General features: G+C 70.4%; 19 protein-coding genes and 1 pseudogene. 10 read left to right on the top strand and 10 right to left on the bottom strand.

The annotated features are described in order from the left end of the window. Positions 1-285 precede the first annotated feature (285 nt). The 5 genes and pseudogenes from BKA00_RS27765 to dnaA form a co-directional block, all read right to left on the bottom strand. The gene (locus BKA00_RS27765; RefSeq protein ID WP_230298617.1) at positions 286-825 is read right to left on the bottom strand and encodes a DciA family protein; all 540 of its coding nucleotides are present in this window, start codon (positions 823-825) and stop codon (positions 286-288) included. After that, complete coding sequence (gene recF / locus BKA00_RS27760) at positions 822-1,964, bottom strand: DNA replication/repair protein RecF (RefSeq protein ID WP_185029771.1); 1,143 nt, start codon at positions 1,962-1,964, stop codon at positions 822-824. The genes BKA00_RS27765 and recF overlap by 4 nt, the downstream gene beginning before the upstream one ends. A 173-nt stretch (positions 1,965-2,137) precedes the next feature. Next, positions 2,138-3,082 (bottom strand): annotated as a pseudogene (gnd, locus tag BKA00_RS27755) (phosphogluconate dehydrogenase (NAD(+)-dependent, decarboxylating)); the annotation flags it as partial. A gap of 90 nt (positions 3,083-3,172) precedes the next feature. Further along, complete coding sequence (gene dnaN, locus BKA00_RS27750; RefSeq protein WP_185029766.1) at positions 3,173-4,315, bottom strand: DNA polymerase III subunit beta; 1,143 nt, start codon at positions 4,313-4,315, stop codon at positions 3,173-3,175. A gap of 653 nt (positions 4,316-4,968) precedes the next feature. Continuing rightward, the gene (gene dnaA, locus BKA00_RS27745; protein WP_185029763.1) at positions 4,969-7,050 is read right to left on the bottom strand and encodes a chromosomal replication initiator protein DnaA; all 2,082 of its coding nucleotides are present in this window, start codon (positions 7,048-7,050) and stop codon (positions 4,969-4,971) included. A gap of 650 nt (positions 7,051-7,700) precedes the next feature. On the opposite strand from dnaA, the gene rpmH reads away from it, so the two are divergent. Genes rpmH through BKA00_RS27720 form a run of 5 tightly spaced genes read left to right on the top strand, consistent with a single transcriptional unit; the run spans position 7,701 to position 10,117 of the window. Next, positions 7,701-7,838 carry a 50S ribosomal protein L34 gene (rpmH, locus tag BKA00_RS27740; protein ID WP_151542862.1) on the top strand — a complete coding sequence of 46 codons (138 nt, stop codon included), beginning with the start codon at positions 7,701-7,703 and terminating at the stop codon, positions 7,836-7,838. Between the two features lie 13 nt (positions 7,839-7,851). Continuing rightward, complete coding sequence (gene rnpA, locus BKA00_RS27735) at positions 7,852-8,220, top strand: ribonuclease P protein component (RefSeq protein WP_185029761.1); 369 nt, start codon at positions 7,852-7,854, stop codon at positions 8,218-8,220. Next, positions 8,217-8,585 carry a membrane protein insertion efficiency factor YidD gene (yidD, locus tag BKA00_RS27730; RefSeq protein WP_185029758.1) on the top strand — a complete coding sequence of 123 codons (369 nt, stop codon included), beginning with the start codon at positions 8,217-8,219 and terminating at the stop codon, positions 8,583-8,585. Before rnpA ends, yidD begins: the two co-directional genes overlap by 4 nt. Beyond that, the gene (yidC, locus tag BKA00_RS27725; protein ID WP_185029756.1) at positions 8,578-9,594 is read left to right on the top strand and encodes a membrane protein insertase YidC; all 1,017 of its coding nucleotides are present in this window, start codon (positions 8,578-8,580) and stop codon (positions 9,592-9,594) included. The genes yidD and yidC overlap by 8 nt, the downstream gene beginning before the upstream one ends. 37 nt (positions 9,595-9,631) lie before the next feature. Then, complete coding sequence (locus BKA00_RS27720; RefSeq protein WP_185029754.1) at positions 9,632-10,117, top strand: Jag family protein; 486 nt, start codon at positions 9,632-9,634, stop codon at positions 10,115-10,117. A 171-nt stretch (positions 10,118-10,288) separates the two neighbouring features. Here BKA00_RS27720 and BKA00_RS27715 read toward each other — a convergent pair whose 3' ends face one another. Further along, positions 10,289-10,747 carry a DUF6458 family protein gene (locus tag BKA00_RS27715; RefSeq protein WP_185029752.1) on the bottom strand — a complete coding sequence of 153 codons (459 nt, stop codon included), beginning with the start codon at positions 10,745-10,747 and terminating at the stop codon, positions 10,289-10,291. Positions 10,748-10,933: 186 nt separating this feature from the next. Here BKA00_RS27715 and rsmG point away from each other — a divergent pair, with 186 nt between their 5' ends. The 3 genes from rsmG to BKA00_RS27700 all read left to right on the top strand — a co-directional run bounded on the left by rsmG (position 10,934) and on the right by BKA00_RS27700 (position 13,757). Then, positions 10,934-11,611, top strand: coding sequence for a 16S rRNA (guanine(527)-N(7))-methyltransferase RsmG (rsmG, locus tag BKA00_RS27710; protein WP_230298618.1), 678 nt, complete (start codon positions 10,934-10,936; stop codon positions 11,609-11,611). A gap of 344 nt (positions 11,612-11,955) precedes the next feature. Then, a complete protein-coding gene (locus BKA00_RS27705) occupies positions 11,956-12,771 on the top strand; it encodes a ParA family protein (RefSeq protein WP_185034893.1) in 816 nt (271 codons plus the stop codon). After that, positions 12,768-13,757 (top strand): ParB/RepB/Spo0J family partition protein, encoded by a 990-nt coding sequence (locus tag BKA00_RS27700; protein ID WP_185029749.1) that lies wholly within the window; start codon positions 12,768-12,770, stop codon positions 13,755-13,757. The genes BKA00_RS27705 and BKA00_RS27700 overlap by 4 nt, the downstream gene beginning before the upstream one ends. 1,471 nt (positions 13,758-15,228) lie before the next feature. On the opposite strand, the gene BKA00_RS27695 is transcribed toward BKA00_RS27700, so the two are convergent. Both BKA00_RS27695 and BKA00_RS27690 read right to left on the bottom strand, forming a co-directional pair. Continuing rightward, complete coding sequence (locus BKA00_RS27695) at positions 15,229-16,173, bottom strand: D-alanine--D-alanine ligase (RefSeq protein ID WP_185034891.1); 945 nt, start codon at positions 16,171-16,173, stop codon at positions 15,229-15,231. A gap of 23 nt (positions 16,174-16,196) precedes the next feature. Continuing rightward, positions 16,197-17,429 carry an aminotransferase-like domain-containing protein gene (locus BKA00_RS27690; protein WP_185034889.1) on the bottom strand — a complete coding sequence of 411 codons (1,233 nt, stop codon included), beginning with the start codon at positions 17,427-17,429 and terminating at the stop codon, positions 16,197-16,199. 261 nt (positions 17,430-17,690) lie between these two features. Here BKA00_RS27690 and BKA00_RS27685 point away from each other — a divergent pair, with 261 nt between their 5' ends. Then, entirely contained in the window at positions 17,691-18,308 is a 618-nt protein-coding gene (locus tag BKA00_RS27685; RefSeq protein ID WP_185029747.1) for a GNAT family N-acetyltransferase, read from the top strand. Positions 18,309-18,401: 93 nt separating this feature from the next. On the opposite strand, the gene trxA is transcribed toward BKA00_RS27685, so the two are convergent. Then, positions 18,402-18,716: a thioredoxin gene (trxA, locus tag BKA00_RS27680; protein WP_185029745.1), complete on the bottom strand. Its 315-nt coding sequence runs from the start codon at positions 18,714-18,716 to the stop codon at positions 18,402-18,404. Between the two features lie 113 nt (positions 18,717-18,829). Continuing rightward, positions 18,830-19,783 (bottom strand): thioredoxin-disulfide reductase, encoded by a 954-nt coding sequence (gene trxB / locus BKA00_RS27675; protein WP_185029743.1) that lies wholly within the window; start codon positions 19,781-19,783, stop codon positions 18,830-18,832. A 149-nt stretch (positions 19,784-19,932) separates the two neighbouring features. Between trxB and BKA00_RS27670 the strand changes: the two genes are divergently transcribed. Continuing rightward, positions 19,933-20,505 carry a dienelactone hydrolase family protein gene (locus BKA00_RS27670; protein ID WP_185029741.1) on the top strand — a complete coding sequence of 191 codons (573 nt, stop codon included), beginning with the start codon at positions 19,933-19,935 and terminating at the stop codon, positions 20,503-20,505. Positions 20,506-20,727 lie beyond the last annotated feature (222 nt).

Genomic DNA, 20,727 nt, shown 5'->3' with positions numbered 1-20,727 from the left:
GGGGGCACCCGGTCGGTGCTCTGGTCGTGCTGTCAGAGCCCCGGGCACCCAATGGCGGCGCAGCATCCTGAACCCGTATTCATTCTACCGGGTGACGAGGCGAAAAGTGGCACTCGCGAGCGCTGTGTGCGCGTGTGGCGGCCGAAGGGCCCCGGAGACACATCCCCCCATTGGGTCAGGGGGGTTATTTGGCCTACGTGGCGCTCGCCGCTGAACTGGACGACCCATCACCGAACAGATGTTCCCACCCGCCACTGACACATCGGCGCGGCGCGGGGCCACGGCTCAGCGGGCGCGCCACGCGCCCGTCCGGCGCGGCCCCGACGAGGGCCCCACGACCTTCACACGGCGGACGGTGCCGTGGCCGAGTTCCTCGTTCAGCCGCCGCACGAGCGTGGACGACAGCAGGCGCAGCTGCGTGGCCCACGTCGTCGAGTCGGCGGCGACGGTGAGCTCGCCGTCCTCGAAGTGGTCGGGCCGGGTGTGCTCGGCGAGCTCCGCGCCGACGATGCCCGCCCAGTTGCCGAACACGCTCCCGACGGCGGCTCGCTGCTCCCACCCGCGCGACGCCATCAGCTCGCGGATCGCGGCCCCGAACAGCTTGGGATCGCCGCCCCGCCCGGGATCCCGCACGCGACCGCCCCGCCCGGCGCCCTTGCGCCTGCCGCCCTGACCGGGCATCGTGCCGCGCTTGAGCGCGTCCGCCTTGGCCTGGGCGAGCGCCTCGCGGGCCAGCTCGATCCCCGTCTTGGCGGGAGGAGCCCCGGCGTCGGAGGGAGAGGCCCCGGCCTCGTCGGACTTGTGCACATCCTGTGGATCACTCACTCGCTCGCCCCCTCGGACTCACGAACGACCTGGCCGTCGGAGACGGTATACGAGCCCCCCGTCAGTTCGGCGGGGACGTCGGCGGGGACGGCCGCCGTGATCAGGACCTGCTCGGCCGGCGCCACCATCTCGGCCAGCCGGCTGCGCCGCCCCGTGTCCAGCTCGGCGAACACGTCGTCCAGGATGAGGACGGGGTCGTCGCCGTCCGCGCGGAGCAGGTCGAACGCGGCGAGCCGCAGCCCGAGCGCGAACGACCACGACTCGCCGTGGCTGGCGTAGCCGCGCGCGGGAAGCTCCCCGAGGCGCAGCACCAGCTCGTCCCTGTGCGGGCCGACGAGGCTCACACCGCGTTCCAGTTCCTGCTTGCGCGACTCGGCGACCGCCTTGAGGATCTGCTCGGCCAGTTGTCCACGGTCTGTGGACAACTCCGCGTCTCCCAGAGAGCTCTTGTAGATCAGGTCGGCAGCGCCACTGTGCGGAGCGAGCGCCGCGTAGGCCTGCACCACGAGCGGACGCAGCGCCTCGACGAGATCGAGCCGCGCCGCCAGAAGCTCCGATCCCATGCGGGCCAGATGCGAATCCCACACGTCCAGCGTGGCGAGCACCTCCGGGCCGGGGGAGCGCCGATGGGCGGCCGCCGATTTCAACAGGGCGTTGCGCTGCTTGAGGACGCGGTCGTAGTCGGACCGCACGCCGGCGAACCTCGGCGCCCGCGCGGTCAGCAACTCGTCCATGAACCGGCGCCGCTCCCCCGGGTCGCCCTTCACGAGCGCCAGGTCCTCCGGGGCGAACAGCACGGTCCGCAGCATCCCCAGGATGTCGCGCGGCCTGGGGATGGGGGACCGGTTGAGCCGCGCCCGGTTCGCCTTGCCCGGGTTGATCTCAAGCTCGATCAGCGCCTTGCGGTCGTCCTTCACCACCCCGGCCCGGACGATCGCCCGCGGCGCCCCGTGCCGGACGAGCGGCGCGTCCGTCGCGGCCCGGTGACTGCCGTGCGAGGCGACGTACCCGATGGCCTCGACCAGGTTCGTCTTGCCCTGCCCGTTCGGCCCCACGAACGCGGTGACCCCCGGCTCCAGCGCGACCTCGGCGGTCGGATACGAGCGGAAGTCCTGCAGCGAAAGGTGGGCGACGTGCACAACACACGAGCGTAGAGCCTCCCCCACCCCCCACTACACACCTCACCCACACCCAGGCCTGCGCACACCCCGCCCGCCCAGGGGGGCCGACCCCACTCCCAGCTTCGAACACACCACCAGGAGCCGGGGCCGGAACCCACATCTGTGGATAACTAAAGCTCAGACCGAGGGGGTCAGACCGAGGGGGGGTTGACGTCGGCGCCGGGGGAGTCGGCTCCCTTGGAGGACTCGACGGCGTGGCCGCCGAACTGGTTGCGGAGGGCGGCGACGACGCGCATCGTGGGGGAGTCGTCCTGTCGGGAGGCGAAGCGGGCGAACAGGGACGCCGTGATGGCCGGCAGCGGGACGGCGTGGTCGACGGCGGCCTGGACGGTCCAGCGGCCCTCGCCGGAGTCGTTGGCGTAGCCGCGCAGGTCGTCCAGCTCGGGGTCGTTCGCGAGGGCGCGGTTCAGCAGGTCGAGCAGCCAGGAGCGGATCACGGTGCCCTCCTGCCAGCTCAGGAACGTCTCCGGCACGTTGGTGACGATGTCGCTGGCCTCGATCAGCTCGTAGCCCTCGCCGAACGCCTGCATCATCGCGTACTCGATGCCGTTGTGGACCATCTTCACGAAGTGGCCGGCGCCGATCTTGCCGGAGTGGACGAAGCCGTACTCGCCCTCGGGCTTGAGCGTCTCGAAGATCGGCATCAGCCGCTTGACGTCGTCCTCGTCGCCGCCGACCATGAGCGCGTAGCCGTTCTCCAGGCCCCACACGCCGCCGCTGACACCGCAGTCGAGGAACCCGATGCCCTTGGCGGCCAGCTCCTCGCCGTGCTTCCGGTCGTCCACATAGTGTGAATTACCGCCGTCCACGACGAGGTCGCCCTCCTCCAGGACCTCCCCCAGCTTGTGGACGGTCTCCGCCGTCGGCTTGCCGGCGGGGACCATCACCCACACGGCACGGGGCGGGGACAACCGCTCGACCAGCTCCTCGACCGAGCCGACGTCGCTGACCTCCGGGTCGCGGTCGTAGCCGACGACGGTGTGGCCGCCGCGGCGCAGCCGCTCGGCCATGTTCCCGCCCATCTTGCCCAGGCCGATGATGCCCAGCTCCATGAAACGCTCACTCTCCCCTGTGCGTGCCGCCTGTGCCTGCCTGCTCTGCCTCGGCCCCGGGGGCGCGGCTCCCCCGCGGACATCGCCACGGTGCCATGCCCCGGAGCGTGGTACTTATCCGGACAGACGAACAGGCATGATCAGGTAACGGTAGTTCGGGTTCTCCCCGTCCTGCGGCGGCTTGCCGGTGAGGACGGCCGGCTTGGTCGGGGTGGTGAAGGACAGCCGCGCCACGTCCGAGCCGATCGCGGAGAGCCCGTCGAGCAGGAACCCGGGGTTGAACGCGATGTCGATGTCCTCGCCCTCCAGGGACGCCTCCAGGGCCTCCACGGCCTGAGCCTCGTCGCCTGTCCCGGCCTCCAGGACGACCTCGCCCTGGCTGAACGAGAGCCGGACGGGGGTGTTGCGCTCCGCCACCAGGGAGACGCGCTTGACGGCCTCGATGAACGCGGCGGTCTGGACCTCGGCGAGGCCGGCGTACTCGCTCGGCAGCAGCGAGCGGTACTTGACGAAGTCGCCGTCCAGCAGCCGGGACGTGGTGCGGCGGCCGCCGCCCTCGAAACCGATCATGCCTTCGCCGGTGCCGCCCGTCCCGCCGAGCGCGATCGACACCTCCGCGCCGGCCGTCAGCGACTTGGCGGTGTCGGCCAGCGTGCGGGCGGGGACGAGCGCGACGGCGGAGAAGTCCGGGCGCTCGGGCTTCCAGTGCAGCTCGCGGACGGCGAGGCGGTACCGGTCCGTGGACGCCAGCGTGACGGTCTCACCCTCGATCTCCACACGGACGCCGGTCAGCATGGGGATCGTGTCGTCCTTGCCCGCGGCGATCGCGACCTGGGACACGGCGGCGGCGAACTCGTCGCTGCCCACCGACCCCGCGGCGGGCGGCATCTCCGGCAGCGTCGGGTAGTCCTCCACAGGCATGGTGAGAAGTGTGAACTTCGCGCTGCCGCAGCGGAGCATCACCTTCGCGCCGTCCGTCGTCACCTCCACAGGGTGGGGAGGAAGGCTGCGCGAGATCTCGGCGAGGAGCCGCCCCGACACCAGCGCGGTCCCGGCCTCCTCCACGTCGATGTCCGTGGACACCTGGGCCGAGACCTCGTAGTCGAACGCGGACAGCTTCAGCCGGTCGCCGTTGCCCTCGCCTCCGGCGACGATGTGCATGCCCGCGAGGACCGGCACCGGGGGACGGACGGGGAGCGTGCGCGCGGTCCAGGCGACGGCGTCGGCCAGGGCGTCTCTGTCGATGCGGAACTTCAAAGGGACCCGCCTCCTGCAGGTGTCGGACAAGGGTGAGCTGATCTCGTCCGGGCCGGGGCGCTCGGTGCGCGTTGTCCCCAGGCCCTGACTTGAGATGGATCTTTTCTTGGATAGAGAAGTAGAGCAGTACCAGTAATAGGGGCCGTGGATAGTGTGGACAGAGCCCGTTTTCCCAGGTGAGACCGCGTTTCTCTGTCCACCGGGGCTGTGCATGGGCGGTGGACGGCGCGGCGGCGCCTGGGGACGGCGGAAACATCCCCACAGGTCGTCCTCATGTCATCCCCCGGTTATCCACGAGTTCTCCACGGGTATACCGCCCGTTCGGCCGCCCTGGGGACGACGGGGCCCGATGATCTTCGCGTCGTCCCCAGCCCGTCCCCAGCCCGTCCACCGGTTTTCCCCAGAAGGCAGGGCGGCGGTGCACACGCGGTCCACACCCGTCCACCGTTCATCCTCAGCTTCTCCAACGGTTGCCCACAGGGTTATCCGCGAAAATCCCCAGAGTTTTCCACAAGTTGTGAGCAGCGCTGCCGATTCTCGGGGGACGCGTGCCTTTTGTCGGTTCTTTGCCTTGGACAAGGTGTGGACGACGCGGGAGGGTCCCGTCCACAGGCGTGCCGAGGGTCTGTCCACAGTGTGTACGAACAGGGGGATCAGCGCTTGCGGGCCTGGTGCTTGATGCGCCCCGTCAGCTCCGTGACCTGGTTGTATATGGCGCGGCGCTCGGCCATCAGTGACCGGATCTTGCGTTCGGCGTGCATGACCGTGGTGTGGTCGCGTCCCCCGAACTGCTGACCGATCTTCGGAAGGGACAGCTCCGTCAGCTCCCGGCACAGGTACATCGCGATCTGCCGGGCGGTGACGAGCATCCGCGAGCGGGACGGGCCGCACAGGTCGTCGATCGTCGTCCCGAAGTACTCGACCGTCTGCGCCATGATCATCGCGGCGGTGATCTCGGGACCGGAGTCGTTGGGGATGAGGTCCTTCAGGACGATCTCGGCGAGCTTCATGTCGACCGACTGGCGGTTCAGGCTCGCGAACGCCGTGACCCGGATGAGCGCGCCCTCCAGCTCGCGGATGTTCGTCGCGATCTGGGAGGCGATGAACTCCAGCACGTCGGGCGGCGCGGCGAGGCCCTCCTGCCGGGCCTTCTTCTGCAGGATGGCGATCCGCGTCTCCAGCTCGGGCGGCTGGACGTCGGTCGTCAGGCCCCACTCGAACCGGTTGCGCAGCCGGTCCTCCAGCGTCACCAGTTCCTTGGGCGGACGGTCGCTGGAGATCACGATCTGCTTGCTGGCGTTGTGGAGCGTGTTGAACGTGTGGAAGAACTCCTCCTGCGTCTGCTCCTTGCCCTCAAGGAACTGGATGTCGTCGACGAGGAGGATGTCCACATCCCGGTAGCGGCGGCGGAACCCGTCCGCCTTGCCGTCGCGGATGGAGTTGATGAAGTCGTTCGTGAACTCTTCGGAGCTCACGTAGCGGACGCGGGCCCCGTTGAAGAGGCTTTGGGCGTAGTGGCCGATCGCGTGCAGCAGGTGAGTTTTCCCCAGGCCCGAGTCACCGTAGACGAACAACGGGTTGTACGCCTTGGCAGGCTGCTCGGCCACCGCGACGGCTGCGGCATGCGCGAACCTGTTCGACGAACCGATGACGAACGTCTCGAACGTGTACTTCGGGTTCAGCCGCGCATGCTCGGAAGCACCGGACTGCGGCGCCGGCGCCGGCGCGGGAGCACGAGGGTCGGGCGTAGGGCCTCGGGGGTCGGACCCAGGAACCCGGGAATCGGAGCCCTCCTCGTCTCGGAAGACACCTTCGCCCCTATAGGACTGCTCGCCGCTTGAGTACGACTGTTCAGCCCCTGGGTAGGGCTGTTCGCCCTGTGGAAATTTGTCGTCCGAGTGCCCGAGCGGGCCTTCGCTCCCCGTGTGCTGCGGTTCGCGGCCTTGGGCCTCTGGACGGCCGCCAGGGCGCAACGGGCCGAGCGTGCGGTCGTTGAGATGGGAGCGTGGCGGCCGACCTTGGGGTTCGCCGCCGTAGCCTTCCTGCCCCCCGTAACTCGGATAGCCCCGCCCTTCGTAGGGCGCCGGACCGCGCCCGCCGGGGCCCGCACCGTACGCGGGCGGACGGGTAGCGGGCGGGTACGATCCACGGTCGTCGTCCTGAGCCTGTGGATAACCTCCGGGTGAACCGGGGTTGTGGGTAACTCCCGACTGCGGCCGGTATCCCTGGTCTGTGTACGGCTGCTCGGGATAGGGGCGGTCGGGACGTTCCGCGTAGGAAGACTGGTCTCCGTACGACTGACCCCCGTAGGGCTGCTCCGTATAGGAACGGTCTCGATCCCGGTCACGCTCGTCGTGCTTCCGCTCGCCGTAGGGCTCCCCATAAGGAGGAGCGGGCTCGTGCATCCCGAGCCCGCCGCCCGGCCCCGGAACCGGCGCGGACAAGGGGTCGCCCTCGCCCTGACGGGAACCTCCCGGGGGCTCCGGCTGGACGGTCACCGCGACCCGGATCTCCCTGCCGAGTTCACGGGAAAGTGCCTGCGTGATGAGGTTGCGCAGGCGCGTTTCCAGCGCGTCCTTGGCGAACTCGTTGGGGGCGGCGAGCAGCGCCGTTCCCTCGACGAGGGCCAAGGGGCGGACCATGGGCAGCCATGCGCGGTAGCTCGGCGACAGATCGCTCTCGGACAGTGCGGTGAGGGTGCGGGCCCAGACCGATCCGAGATCCTGACCGTCCATGCGCAAGGTCCCCTCCCCACAACTCCGCCGAACGGAGCACCTGACTGCCCGGCTTTCCCGCGGGATTCCACACGCCTCGCAGGGCACTGCCGCGACGCGGAAGACTTACTCTCTCACGAGTTGTCCACAGAGTTGTCCACATGCTGTGCATAGGCATGGGGGACCCTGTGTAAAACCCGTGAGGCGGGTTCAGGGGTACGAGGTCGACAAGGGGCCGGCCTTAGTGAGGGCCGGTACGGGATGGTTCTCGAACGGGGGCTTGAGGGCTGAACGCCGACATCGGATTCGTCGAAGAAGTGTCGGCTCGCCTCGTAGACCTTAACCCCTGCCGGGCACAGCCGCAACACGCTCACCATCGATCCCGCGCGTCCGGCGGAGACCCGAAACGGAGACCCCAGCGGGGAGCCGCGACAGGGCCGGCGACAGGGCCCGCGGTGAGCCTTGCGGCGGCCGCCTCCGTTTGACCGGCCCCCTGAATACCCCGTAACGTTCTGAGGTCGAGTCGCATCGACGGAGATGCCGCGTGCCCGCCGGCCGCCCCTCAGGAAGCTCGGGTGGGCCCCCGCTGCGGGGGACCGTACGCGGCCCTCGGTGCGAGCCTTCGAGCGCCAAGTCCTTCAGACGAACCGACCGCAGCACTGGAGCCTCAAGTGAGCAAGCGTACCTTCCAGCCGAACAACCGTCGCCGCCACAAGAAGCACGGCTTCCGGCTGCGCATGCGCACGCGCGCGGGCCGCGCGATCCTTTCGAGCCGGCGCGGCAAGGGCCGCGCCCGCGTCGCGGTCTGACGCACCTCTCATAGTGCTGCCGTCCGGCAACCGGATGCGGCGGCGGGACGACTTCTCGTTGGCCGTCCGGCGCGGTCGCCGCGCCGGACGGCCAACTGTCGTCGTCCACCTGCTGCGTCCGGAGGATGTCCGACCGGCGGCGGCGCGGCCGCTGGTCGGCTTCATCGTCGCGCGCACCGTCGGCAACGCCGTGGTGCGCAACGCGACCCGGCGCCGGCTCCGCCACCTGATGCGCCCGCACGTCGACCGCCTCCCAGCGGGTAGCCTGCTCGTAGTGCGCGCCAACCCTCGTGCGGGAGCGGCGCGACCAGACGAACTGGCCGCGGATCTGGAGTCGGCGCTCGACCGGCTGCTGCGGCCCGCGTCCAAGGGGCGAAGATGAGGAGTCCGCAGGGGACCGAGTTCCCCGCGCAGCACAGGACGGGCCGCCCGGGTCCCGTCGCGGCCGTGCTGATCCTTCTCGTCCGCGCCTACCGCCGCTTCTTGAGTCCCCTGCTCGGGCAGCAGTGCCGCTTCCAGCCCAGCTGCAGCGCGTACGGCCTGGAGGCCCTCCAGGTGCACGGGGCGCTGCGCGGCACGTGGCTGATCGTCCGCCGGATCGCGCGGTGCCAGCCTTTCCACCCCGGCGGTCACGACCCGGTCCCGCCGAAGAAGACGCCGGAACAGCGCGCGGCGGCTTCCTCGAACTCCGGCCGCGAGGAGAGCGGCCCCGCCCTAGCAGAGCCCAAGGAGCTGCCCGGTGCTTGATTGGTTGTACGAGATCGTCTCTCAGCTCATCGTGTGGATCCACACGGGGCTCAGTACGGTCGTCCCCAAGGACAGCGGATGGGCGTGGGGCGGTTCGATCATCCTCCTCACCGTCCTCCTGCGGCTGCTCCTCGTCCCCCTCTTCGTGAAGCAGATCCACGCCTCGCGCAAGATGCAGGAGCTGAACCCGAAGGTCCAGGCGCTTCGCAAGAAGTACAAGAACGACAAGCAGCGCCTCAACCAGGAGGTCATGAAGCTCTACCAGGAGAACGGCGCCAACCCGCTGTCGGGCTGCCTGCCGCTCCTGGTCCAGATGCCCATCTTCATCGGGCTGTTCCAGACGCTGAAGCGCATCTCGGACGCCAAGCCGGGGCAGAGCGTCTTCGCCGTCTCGTCCGACCTGGTGGCGAGCGCGCAGAACGCGAACATCTTCGGCGCCCACATCCCGGACACGTTCCTGAACGCCTGGGGCACCGACCCCAAGAGCTGGACGGCGATCATCGTCACCGGCATCGCCGTGGTGATCAGCTCCGTCACGACGTTCTTCACCGTCCGGGCCAGCATGAAGCGGCAGCCCGTCGCGGACGACGCCAACCCGATGATGCAGGCGCAGAAGATGATGGTCTTCCTGGCGCCGCTGTTCGGCCTCTTCGGCCTCGGCTTCCCGCTGGGCGTCCTCATGTACTGGGTGACGTCCAACAGCTGGACGCTGGCGCAGCAGCACTACATCTACAAGCGGTACCCACCGCCCGGCACGGACGGCGAGGCCGCCACGACCGCGGCCAAGCCCGGGGCGAAGACCGGTTCCAAGGCCGCCGGGTCGAAGCCCTCCGGCTCCAAGGCGGGGACGTCCAAGAACGGCCAGGCGGCGCCGACCGGCATGAAGGCGAAGCTGAAGAAGGAGCCGGAGCCGGCGCCCGAGCCCGAGACCGAGGACAAGCCGAAGGTCGTGCGCAACCAGCCGACCCGCAAGTCGCGCAGCAAGCGCAGCGGTACCCAGAAGCGCTAGTTTGGACCCCGAGCACGTGCCGCAGAAGGAGACCCCGTTGAGCCAGACCGACATCACCGAGGTCGACGTCCAGGCGCTCGAACAGGAAGGCGAGATCGCCGCCGACTACATCGAGGGCCTGCTGGACATCGGTGACTACGACGGTGACATCGACATGGACGTCGAGGGCGAGCGCGCCATCGTCGCCGTCGTCGGAGGTGCCCTGGACGAGCTGGTCGGCAAGCGCGGCGAGGTTCTGGAGGCCCTCCAGGAGCTCACCCGGCTCGCCGTCCACCGCCAGACCGGCAACCGCACCCGCCTCATGCTGGACATCGGCGGCTACCGCGAGCGGCGCCGCGCCGAGCTGACCAAGCTCGGGACGGACGTCGCGAACGAGGTCAAGCAGTCCGGCGAGCCGAAGCCGCTCGCCCCGATGACCCCGTTCGAGCGCAAGATCGTCCACGACGCCGTCGCCGCGGCGGGCCTCAGCAGCGAGTCCGAGGGCGAGGAGCCCGACCGCTACGTGGTCGTCTCCCCCGCCTGACCCACGGCCTCACACGGCCCCGACCGGATGCCCGGTCGGGGCCGTCGCCTTTTCCGGACGCAACCGGCTTTGTTCATCGGGGCGTAAGAGGGCCCCGCGCCCTGGCCGGCGCGGGGCCCTGGGGAACTCGGTGTGCACCGCCGCCCTGGCACACCGAGCAGGTTCTCGGTACTACCGGCGCGCGGTCCTGCGCCAGCGGCGGCGCTGGACGCCGTCGTCGGCGCCGAGTGAAGTGGTGTTCTGCACCGCGGGGTCCTGCGCGTTCGCTGGATCCTGCGCGTAGGCCGGGTCCTGCGGATGGCCGTGGGTGACCCCCGTGTCCGCCGGGTGCTCGACCACGCGCTCGACCCGTTCGGCGGGGCGGCCGCCGGGCGGCGGCGGGTCCTCGATGATGTGCTCCTCGCGGATCACCGTCCCCGGCTCGTCGCCGTAGGCGGGGTCGGCTCCGGCGACACGTCCGGCCGCGCGGCGCGGCCGCGTGTACTTGAGCGTGAATCCCATGCTGATCAGACCGACCAGGATCAGGATCCATCCGACCATGTGGATGTCGAGGCCGCTGAGGTCAACGCGGATGGCGAAAGCCAGGATCGCCCCCAGGGCGATGAATGCGAGACTCACTCCGATTCCCATGTGTCGGAGCTCCTTCCGGAGGGACGGGCGGTCGTCACGGCACCCTGTACCCGGCCCTCGGCGAATATGCGGAGGGGTCATGTGGTTCTCGCCATAACGCAAGGGTCGTGCCACTCCGGCGTCCTGTTGTTCACGGGAACGTTTCGCGTGCACGGGCCCACCGGGTTTTGTGGAACGATTCGTCTGGTGGGGACTGCACGGGAGGTTTTCGGTGACGCGCTGCCGATCGCGGAGCGCTACGCGGCGTTCCTCGCCAAGGACGGGGTCGAGCGCGGGCTCATCGGACCGCGCGAGGCCGACCGCCTCTGGGAACGCCATCTGATCAACTGCGCGGTGGTCTCGTCGGCGATACCGCAGGACGCCCAGGTCGTCGACATCGGCTCGGGCGCGGGGCTTCCCGGCGTCGTGCTGGCCATCGTCCGGCCCGACCTGCGGATCACCCTGCTGGAGCCGCTGCTGCGGCGCACGACGTTCCTGAACGAGTGCGTCGAGCTGCTCGGGCTGCGGAACGTCGAGGTCCGGCGGGCCCGGGCCGAGGACGTGATGGAGGAGTTCGCGGTGGACGTCGCCACGGCACGCGCCGTCGCGCCCCTCGAACGCCTCGCCAGGTGGGCGCTGCCGCTGCTGCGACCCGGCGGCGAGCTCCTCGCGCTCAAGGGCGAGCGGGCCGCGGCCGAGCTGGAGGAGGCGGAACCGGTCCTGAAGCGCTTCGGGGTGCGCTCGACGGAGCTGCTGCAAGTCGGGCGCGGTATGGTCGACCCGCCGACAACACTCGTCCGTGTGGTCGCCGGCCGAGAAGAGGTTGTCGGGCGACGGCAGCGCGCCCCCCGGCGCGCCAAAGGGTCGAGGAAGAGGTCTTCATGAGCACGGGACCAGGACTGGGCAGGCCTGACCGCGCCGACGAATCCCCCGACGAACAGCCGTCCGGCCCGGGCGGGCCCGGCGCGGACGAGGGCGCCCCGGCGCCCGCATCCGGGGGGACGCCGCCGGGCCCGGGATCATCGCCGGGCACCGCTCCCTCCGGGCACGCGATGTGGGGTAACACGACGTCCGGTACCGCGGAGAACGTCGGCTACGTGCCGACCAACGCCGGCGCGCAGCCGCCGGGCGCCCGCACCGGACCCAACCAGGGGGAGTCGGAACTCGTGCGAGAGGCGCTGCGGGACGCCAAGGTTTCACATGAAACAGCCGTCACCGCGCTCAAGGCCATGGCGGGCCGCAGGGAACGGGAGTGGCCGCGGCCCGACCGGTGCCGGGTCATCACCATCGCCAACCAGAAGGGAGGCGTCGGCAAGACCACGAGCTCGGTGAACATCGCCGCCTCCCTCGCCATGCACGGCGCGCAGGTGCTGGTGGTCGACCTCGACCCGCAGGGCAACGCGTCCACCGCCCTCGGCATCGACCACCACGCCGAGGTGCCGTCGATCTACGACGTGCTGATCGAGGACATGGCGCTGGCCGACATCATCGTCCCGGCACCGGAGATCCCGAACCTCTTCTGCGCGCCGGCCACGCTCAACCTCGCGGGCGCGGAGATCGAACTCGTCTCCAAGGTGGCCCGCGAGTCGCGCCTCCGGCGGGCCCTGGACGCCTACGACATCGAGAAGTTCGACTACGTGCTGATCGACTGCCCGCCGTCGCTCGGCCTGCTGACCGTGAACGCCCTCGTCGGGGGCGACGAGCTGCTCATCCCGATCCAGTGCGAGTACTACGCCCTTGAGGGCCTCGGCCAGCTCATCCGGACCGTCGACCTCGTGAAGGCCCACCTCAACCCGAAGCTGAGGGTGTCGACCATACTGCTGACGATGTACGACGCCCGGACCCGCCTCGCCGCGCAGGTCGCGGAAGACGTCCGAAGCCACTTCGGCGACGTCGTCCTCAACACGGTGATCCCCCGCAGCGTTCGGGTGTCCGAAGCGCCCAGCTACGGGCAGTCCGTCATGACCTACGACCCCGGTTCGAGCGGCGCCCTCGCCTACAGCGAGGCCGCCTCGGAGATGGCCCACGGAGGAGCTGTCCAGTGAGCCAGCAACGACGCGGTCTGGGCAGGGGCCTCGGCGCCCTCATTCCCACCGCCCCGCCCCCGCCGGTGTCCGCCGAGCCGAACGGCGCGGGAGAACCGGGCTACCCCGGCGGTCCAATCTCGGACGGCACCCCCGCTCCCGCGCCGGCACTCGAACCGGTCGCCGGAGCCCACTTCGCGGAACTGCCCGTCCGCTCGATCACGGTCAACCCGCGCCAGCCCCGCGAGCATTTCGACGACCAGGCTCTGGAGGAGCTCGCCGAGTCGATCGGCATCGTCGGGCTGCTGCAGCCGATCGTCGTCCGCAAATCCTCCTCGGAGGAGCACGACTACGAGCTCATCATGGGCGAGCGCCGCTGGCGCGCGTCGAAGATGGCCGGGCTGGACGTCATCCCGGCGATCGTCCGCGACACCGGCGACAACGACCTCCTCCGCGACGCGCTCATGGAGAACCTCCACCGGCAGCAGCTCAACCCGCTGGAGGAGGCCGCCGCGTACCAGCAGCTGCTGCAGGACTTCGGCGCCACCCACGAGCAGCTCGCCACCCGCATAGGCCGGTCGCGTCCGCACATCACCAACACGCTCCGCCTGCTGAACCTGCCGCCCGCCGTCCAGCGTCGGGTGGCCGCGGGAGTGCTGTCCGCCGGCCACGCCCGCGCGCTGCTCTCCCTCGAAAGCGTCGAGGCCCAGGAGCACTTGGCGCAGCGGATCGTCCAGGAGGGCCTCTCGGTCCGCGCGCTGGAAGAGATGATCGCGCTCCGCGAGGTGGAGGACGAGCCGGCGGCGCCGCGCCAGGGCCGCCGCCAGAAGCCGGTGGCCCCGGGCCTCAAGGAACTGGCCGATCGCCTCTCCGACCGCTACGAAACCAGGGTCCGCGTCGACATGGGCCGCAACAAGGGCAAGATCGTCGTAGAGTTCGCCACCCTGGAGGACCTGGACCGCATCATCAAGTCCATGGCCCCCGACACCGAAACCGGCGACTCCTAGACTCGCTCCGCTCCAGCGCCCCGGACCGCAAGGCTCCGGGGCGCTTCGCGTTTCCGCCCAACGTTTCCCGTGAAACATCCCCCATCCCGGAAAGGCGCCCCCAGAAGACGAGATTCCCGGACGCGGGCGCGCTCGACCTCGGCGGCGGTGAGGGAGTCGCCGCCACGAGTCGCGGGGCGACCGGCGTCGGATCATGGAGAGTTCCTTCGCCCGCACATCTGCGCCGCCGCTGATCCGACTGGTCTCGCCATCGCCCCCTCCTGCTCCGCAGTCGGTCGCGCGCAGCGACATGTCGGGCAAGGCAACCGCACTGACAACGATCCGGATGATCCTCGGGTGAGCCCGGGCCCGTGATGTCGTCCGAACCGCCGCTGTGGGCGTCCGACTGCGAGCACGGGCCAGGCGTGGCGCGAGGGCCATCTCAATGGCCGACCGGCCAAATCGTCGTTCTAGGTGACGCCTCTGGATAGTCCGCGCTGCGCGGACGGGTCGGCCTCTTCGGCGCCGAGTCCACCCGCACGCGTTGAGAGCGCTGTTTCACGTGAAACGAGGGTCAGGTCGCTCTGCTCACGGCGCGAGTAGGGCGAGGCGCGTCATCGGCAGGATCCAAGATCGTGCTCAAGGTGCCGCCGCTGCCGGGGCCCGCGCACCCGATGTCGTCGCAGGGCCACCGGCAGAACTGCGTGACGTTCGCTGTCTTGACGAGCGGCAGCGTTCTTCGGCGCCCTGAAGGGGGATTCCTGATGGCTTGGGACGTGCTCGCGGACACGCGGCCCGGTGCTGCTGAGTCCGCCAAGGCCATGGGGGGCCGTCGCCTCGCGCTTGCGCGGGGAGAGGACGGAGCGAGCGATCGTCTTGTGTGTCGCTGCGGTTCTTCTCCGAGCATGCGACCTCGCGGAGAGGCCGGTGCCTCGGGGGAGGCCCACGCGCTTCCGAGGGCTGAGTGCTCCGGCGTTCGTTTGCGTTGACCCGCCTCCTGGTGATCCCTTGGCCAAGCAATGCCCCCATAACGCGCTCCAACGCGAGGAGGCGGGCGAGTGTGGGGCATGCTGAGTCCGAGTACCGCTTCTTCACGACGGGGGCACGGGCGCAGATCTGGGCCCATCTGTGGCATCTGGCTAGCGGCTGGAGTGGTCGGTAACCGTCGCTTGGGACGTTCCCAACCACTTTCCAGGGCGGGCGGCAAGCCACGGCTACGTTCGCGACGTCCTGGTCGTCGCGATCGGAGGGCACCTGGAGCCGGCTTCTGGAGGGCATTCCCGGGAGACCTGCACGCGCAGAACCGGCGGCACCCAACTGAATCGGACGCGTTGGTTGTCTGTCGTCTGCCGTGGGTGGGACGGAACGCCGGCCGCGTTCCGCCGACAGGGACTCCATCGCGGGGCGCCGAGCCGCCACCCTTGCCCGGATCGAGCGGGGCGGCGTGTGTGACGCCTGCTGCTGGACGGGTGTCCGCCAGAACGCGCTTGGGTCAGCGGAGGCGGGAGCGGAGGAGGGATTCGCAGACTTCGCCCAGGTCCAGATCGGCGACGCTGACGGCTCGGGGCAGGAGGCTGGTCTCCGTCATTCCGGGGGCGACGTTGACCTCCAGGAAGTGGACCTCGCCGTCGGGGGAGACGATGAGGTCGGTGCGCGAGAGGTCGCGGAGCCCCAGGGCGCGGTGGGCGGTGATGGCGGCCGCGGCGGCGCGGGCGGTCGCTTCGGGGGTGAGGCGGGCCGGGGTGACGAACTCGGTGTCGCCGGCGTCGTAGCGGGCCGTGTAGTCGTAGCGGCCGCCGGGGGCGAGGATCTCGACGGCGGGCAGGGCGGTCGGGGCACCGTCGAGATCGATGACGCTGACCGCGACCTCGGTGCCCTCGACGTAGCGCTCGACGAGGGCGGCGTCCCCGTAGGCGAAGCAGCCGACCATGGCGGCGGACAGCTCGGAAGCCTCGTGGACGACGGAGGCGCCGAGGGCCGAGCCGCCGCGGGTCGGCTTCACGAACAGGGGAAGGCCGAGGCCGCGGACGATCTGGTCCAGGACGGACGCCGCGCCGAGGTCGTGGAAGACCTCCTTCGGCAGGGCGACGGAGTCGGGCGTCCGCAGGCCCGCGCGCCGCACGACGGACTTGGCGGTCGGCTTGTCCCAGACGACGCGGCACGCGTCCGGGCGGGCGCCGACATAGGGGACGTCCAGGAGTTCGAGGACGTCGCGGATCGAGCCGTCCTCCCCCGCCGCGCCGTGCAGGACGGGGAAGACGACGTCGGGCGGGTCGTCGGTCAGGGAGTCCAGGAGTGTCGCGTCGGCGTCGCGGAGCTCGACCGGGATGTCGCGGGCGCGCAGCGCGTCGGCGACCCGCCTGCCGGAACGGAGGGAGACCTCCCGCTCGTAGGAGAGCCCCCCGGCGAGGACGACGACATGCCCGAGTTCCAAGATGACCCTCGTTTCACGTGAAACAGTCAGACGATGCCAGGGCCCGGCGTCTGTACGCCGGTGGACGAGCCGCCGCTGGTGCTCCCGAAAGTGTCCCGGAGACGGATCTCCTGTTCCACCACCCCGGCCAGCCGGCGGACGCCCTCGCGGATCCGGTGCGGCTCGGGGAAGCAGTAGGACAGGCGCATGTGCCGTTGGCCGGTGCCGTCCGCGTAGAAGCCGGTGCCGGGGACGTAGGCGACGCGTTCGGCGATCGCGCGGGGGGCCATCGCCTTGGCGTCGAGGCCCTCGGGAAGCGTGAGCCAGACGAAGAAGCCGCCGGCGGGGCGCGTCCAGGTGCACCCGTCGGGCATGAGCTGGTCAAGGGACTCCAGCAGCGCGTCACGGCGCGTCCGGTACAGCTCCCGGAAGTCCTTGATCTGCTCCCGCCACGGCTGCGTCGCGAGGTACTCGCGGACGGCGAGCTGCGAGAAGTTCGAGGGGCACAGGATGGCGGACTCGGCGGCCAGCACGAGTTTCGCCCGCACCGCGTGCGGCGCCAGCACCCAGCCGACGCGGAGCCCGGAGGCGATCGTCTTGGAGAACGAGCCGAGGTAGATGACGCGCTCGGCGTCGTCCGCGCGCAGGGCCCGCATGGGCTCGCCGTCGAAGCCGAGGAGCCCGTACGGGTTGTCCTCGATGACCAGCACGTCGTACTCGGCGCAGATCTCCAGGATCTGGGCACGGCGGGCCGTGGTGAGGGTGACGCCCGCGGGGTTCTGGAAGGTCGGGACGGTGTAGAGGAACTTGACCCGGCGTCCCTCGGCGCGGAGGCGGGCGAGGGACTCGCGCAGCGCGGACGGGACGAGGCCGCCCTCGTCCAGCGGAACGTGCACCACGTCGGCCTGGTAGGAGGCGAACGTACCGAGCGCGCCCACGTAGGACGGGGCCTCCGCGAGGACGACGTCACCGGGGTCGACGAAGATCTTGGTGATGAGGTCGAGGGCCTGCTGCGCGCCGACGGTGACGACCACGTCGTCCGCGGACGCCTGGATGCCCTCCAGGGACATGACCTCGCAGATGTGCTCGCGGAGCTGCTCGTCGCCCTGGGCGGAGCCGTACTGGAGGACCTCGGCGCCCTTGCCGGCGACGAGGTCGCCGATCATCCGGCCGACGGCGTCGAGGGGGAGCGCCGAGACGTAGGGCGCGCCCCCCGCGAGCGAGACGACCTCGGGGCGGGCGACCATCGCGAACAGGGCCCGGATCTCCGACGGCACCATGCCGGCGGCACGGGCGGCGTAGCGATCGGCATAGGCATCCGTACGCGAGTGCTGTTCCACGAGGCACCTCCGAGGCGGTTCGGCTTCCCTGCAAACTACGTCATGACCGCCGCGACGGGGCGCTCGGGTGTGGCGTGCCGCGGCATTGGGGAAACTCCTGTCCGATACGATGCCCGCGGGTCCCGGACGGTTTGCCGGGAGCTTCCGCCGTCACGGGTCCCAGGCCGGCGGGCGAGGATCGCAACAGGGGGTGCCGACCCGGTGTCGCGTCGTCTCGTCAACATCACGCTGGACAATCTCGATGATCTGCCGCACCGCTGCCGCGGCTGCGTGTTCTGGGAGCTGGACCCGGTGAGCCGGGACCGGGCCCAGGAGAGCGGAGACGCGGGCCTGGAGAAGGAGGCGTGGATCTCCTCGACGCTCCTGGAGTGGGGCAGCTGCGGCAAGATCGTCTACGTGGACGACGTCCCGGCGGGGTTCGTCATGTACGCGCCGCCGCTGTACGTGCCGCGTTCGGTGGCGTTCCCGACGAGCCCGGTGAGCGCGGACGCGGTCCTGCTGATGACGGCGCACATCCTGCCGGAGTTCTCGGGAGGCGGCATCGGCCGGATGCTCGTCCAGGGGGTCGCGAAGGACCTGACGCGGCGCGCCGTGAAGGCGATCGAAGCGTTCGGCGACCTGAAGGGCGAGGAGGGCGGGTGCATGGTGCCCGCCGACTACCTGCTGTCGGTCGGCTTCAAGACCGTCCGGCCGCACCACCGGTACCCGCGGCTGCGGCTGGAGCTGAAGTCGGCGCTGTCCTGGCGTGAGGACGTCGAGGTGGCGCTGGAGCGGCTCCTGGGCTCCATGACTCCTGAAGGGGCGCTGCGGCCCGTCTGAGGCGCTCTGAACGGCGCGTGGCCCGCACTCCGGGTGGAGTGCGGGCCACGCGTTCGCGCTCGCCGCGGGAGACGGGAGGCGGTCCGAGCGGGTTCAGATGAACTCGGCGAGATCCCTCAGCAGGGCGGCCTTCGGCTTGGCGCCCATGATCTGCTTGACGACCTCTCCGCCCCTGTAGACGTTCATCGTCGGGATCTGCATGACGCCGTACTGCTGCGGGACCTGCGGGTTCTCGTCGATGTTCAGCTTGACGATGTCGAGCTTGTCGCCGTGCTCCTTGGAGATCTCCTCCAGGATCGGCGCCACCATCCGGCAGGGGCCGCACCATTCCGCCCAGAAGTCGACGAGAACGGGCTTGTCGTTCTCCAGGACCTCGGACGCGAAGTCGGCGTCGGTCACGGCTTTCATCGGTCTCCTTCGGTTCTAGCGTGGGGCGGGGGCGCTCCCCCGCCCGATGCAGCGCACCGCCACGGCACCCCCGGCCGTACGCGCGCCGGGGTGCCGGTCGGCCGGTGGGGCGGTCAGGCCTGGGGGACGGTCTCGGCGGCGTCCCGGTCCTGCAGCCAGCGCTCGGCGTCGATGGCGGCCGAGCAGCCGCTGCCGGCGGCGGTGATGGCCTGCCGGTAGATGTGGTCGACCACGTCGCCGCAGGCGAACACGCCGGGGATCTTCGTCTTCGTCGTGGGGGCGTCGACCAGCAGGTAGCCGTCGGTGTCGGTCTCCAGCTGCCCGTCGAACAGCTCGCTGCGCGGGTCGTGGCCGATCGCGATGAACAGGCCGGTGATCTCCAGGGCGGACTCCGCGCCGGTCCTGGTGTTGCGGATCGTCACACCGGTCACCCGGTCGTCGCCCTGGATCGCGGCGACCTCGCTGTCCCAGAGGAACTTGATCTTCTCGTTGGCGAACGCCCGGTCCTGCATGATCTTGGATGCGCGCAGCTCGTCGCGCCGGTGGACCACGGTCACCGAGCGGGCGAACTTGGTCAGGAAGATCGCCTCTTCCATCGCGGTGTCGCCGCCGCCGACGACGGCGATGTCCTGCTCGCGGAAGAAGAACCCGTCGCAGGTGGCGCACCAGGAGACGCCGCGGCCGGACAGCCGCTTCTCGTCCGGCAGGCCCAGCTCGCGGTACCCCGAGCCGGTCGCGACGATCACGGTCTTGGCGAGGTAGGTCTCGTCGCCGACCTTGACGACCTTCGGGTCGGCGGTCAGGTCGACCTCGGTGACGTCGTCGGTGATGAGCTCGGCGCCGAAGCGCTCGGCCTGCTTGCGCAGGTTGTCCATCAGGTCGGGGCCCATGATCCCGTCGGGGAAGCCGGGGAAGTTCTCCACGTCGGTGGTGTTCATCAGGGCACCGCCGGCCGTCACCGAACCCTCGAACACCAGCGGCTTGAGGTCGCCGCGGGCCGCGTAGACGGCGGCCGTGTAGCCCGCGGGGCCGGAGCCGATGATGATGACGTTACGGACGTCGCTCACAGTTCTTGCCTCTCCTCGTTGGCCGTCGGTGCCGCTCGACCCGGCCTCACAGTCGCGTCAACCGATCCTAGGGCCCGCGGATTCCCCGGGACGCGGCGCCGGGCCGTCCCCCGCCGCCGCGGGGCCCTGCGGCGCTCTAGGCTGGGGCCATGGCACGCATTCTCCTCCTCCACTCGATGTACGGGCTGCGGCCCGCGGTGCACCAGGCGGCCGACCGGCTCCGGGCCGCCGGGCACGAGGTGCACGCCCCCGACCTCTACGACGGGCGCGTCGTCGACGAGGCCGAGGCCGGGATCGAGATCAAGGACGAGATCGGGCGGGACGAGCTGCTGCGCCGCGCCGTCGTGGCCGCCGCGCCGCTGACCGGGGAGGGCGGGCTCGTCTACGCGGGGTTCTCGCTCGGCGGCTCCATCGCCCAGAACCTCGCGTTCGCCGACGACAAGGCAGGCGGGCTGCTGCTGATGCACGGCACGTCGGACATCGCGGACGACGCCTCCACCGACATCCCGGTGCAGCTGCACGTCGCCGACCCCGACACCTGGGAGCCGGTCGACTGGCTCAACGCGTGGTACCTGCGGATGCGCAAGGCGGGCGCGGACGTGGAGGTGTTCCGCTACCGCGGCGCGGGCCACCTGTTCACCGACCCTGACCTGCCCGACTACGACGCCGAAGCCGCCGAGCGCGCCTGGGCGACGGCGCTCGAATTCCTCGCCACCCTCTGAACGCGCCCGGGTGACGTGGCGACGGAACCTGGCGGATGCGGCACGCGAGCGCCACGGCGACGTGGGCCTGGAAGTTCGGCACCACCGCTGTCGCAACGCCCCCTGTACTGCTTGCCGATGGCCCGCGAACTTCGCAGAGAAAACAGACGTCACAGAGAGAACGGGGCGTCTTGGCCAGGCCTTGGCTTCAAGTGAGAGGCCATGGACGGGGTCGGCCGTCCA

It is taken from the genome of Actinomadura coerulea, assembly GCF_014208105.1.
GTDB lineage: Bacteria > Actinomycetota > Actinomycetes > Streptosporangiales > Streptosporangiaceae > Spirillospora > Spirillospora coerulea.
This window is presented reverse-complemented; position numbering and strand designations above follow the sequence as displayed.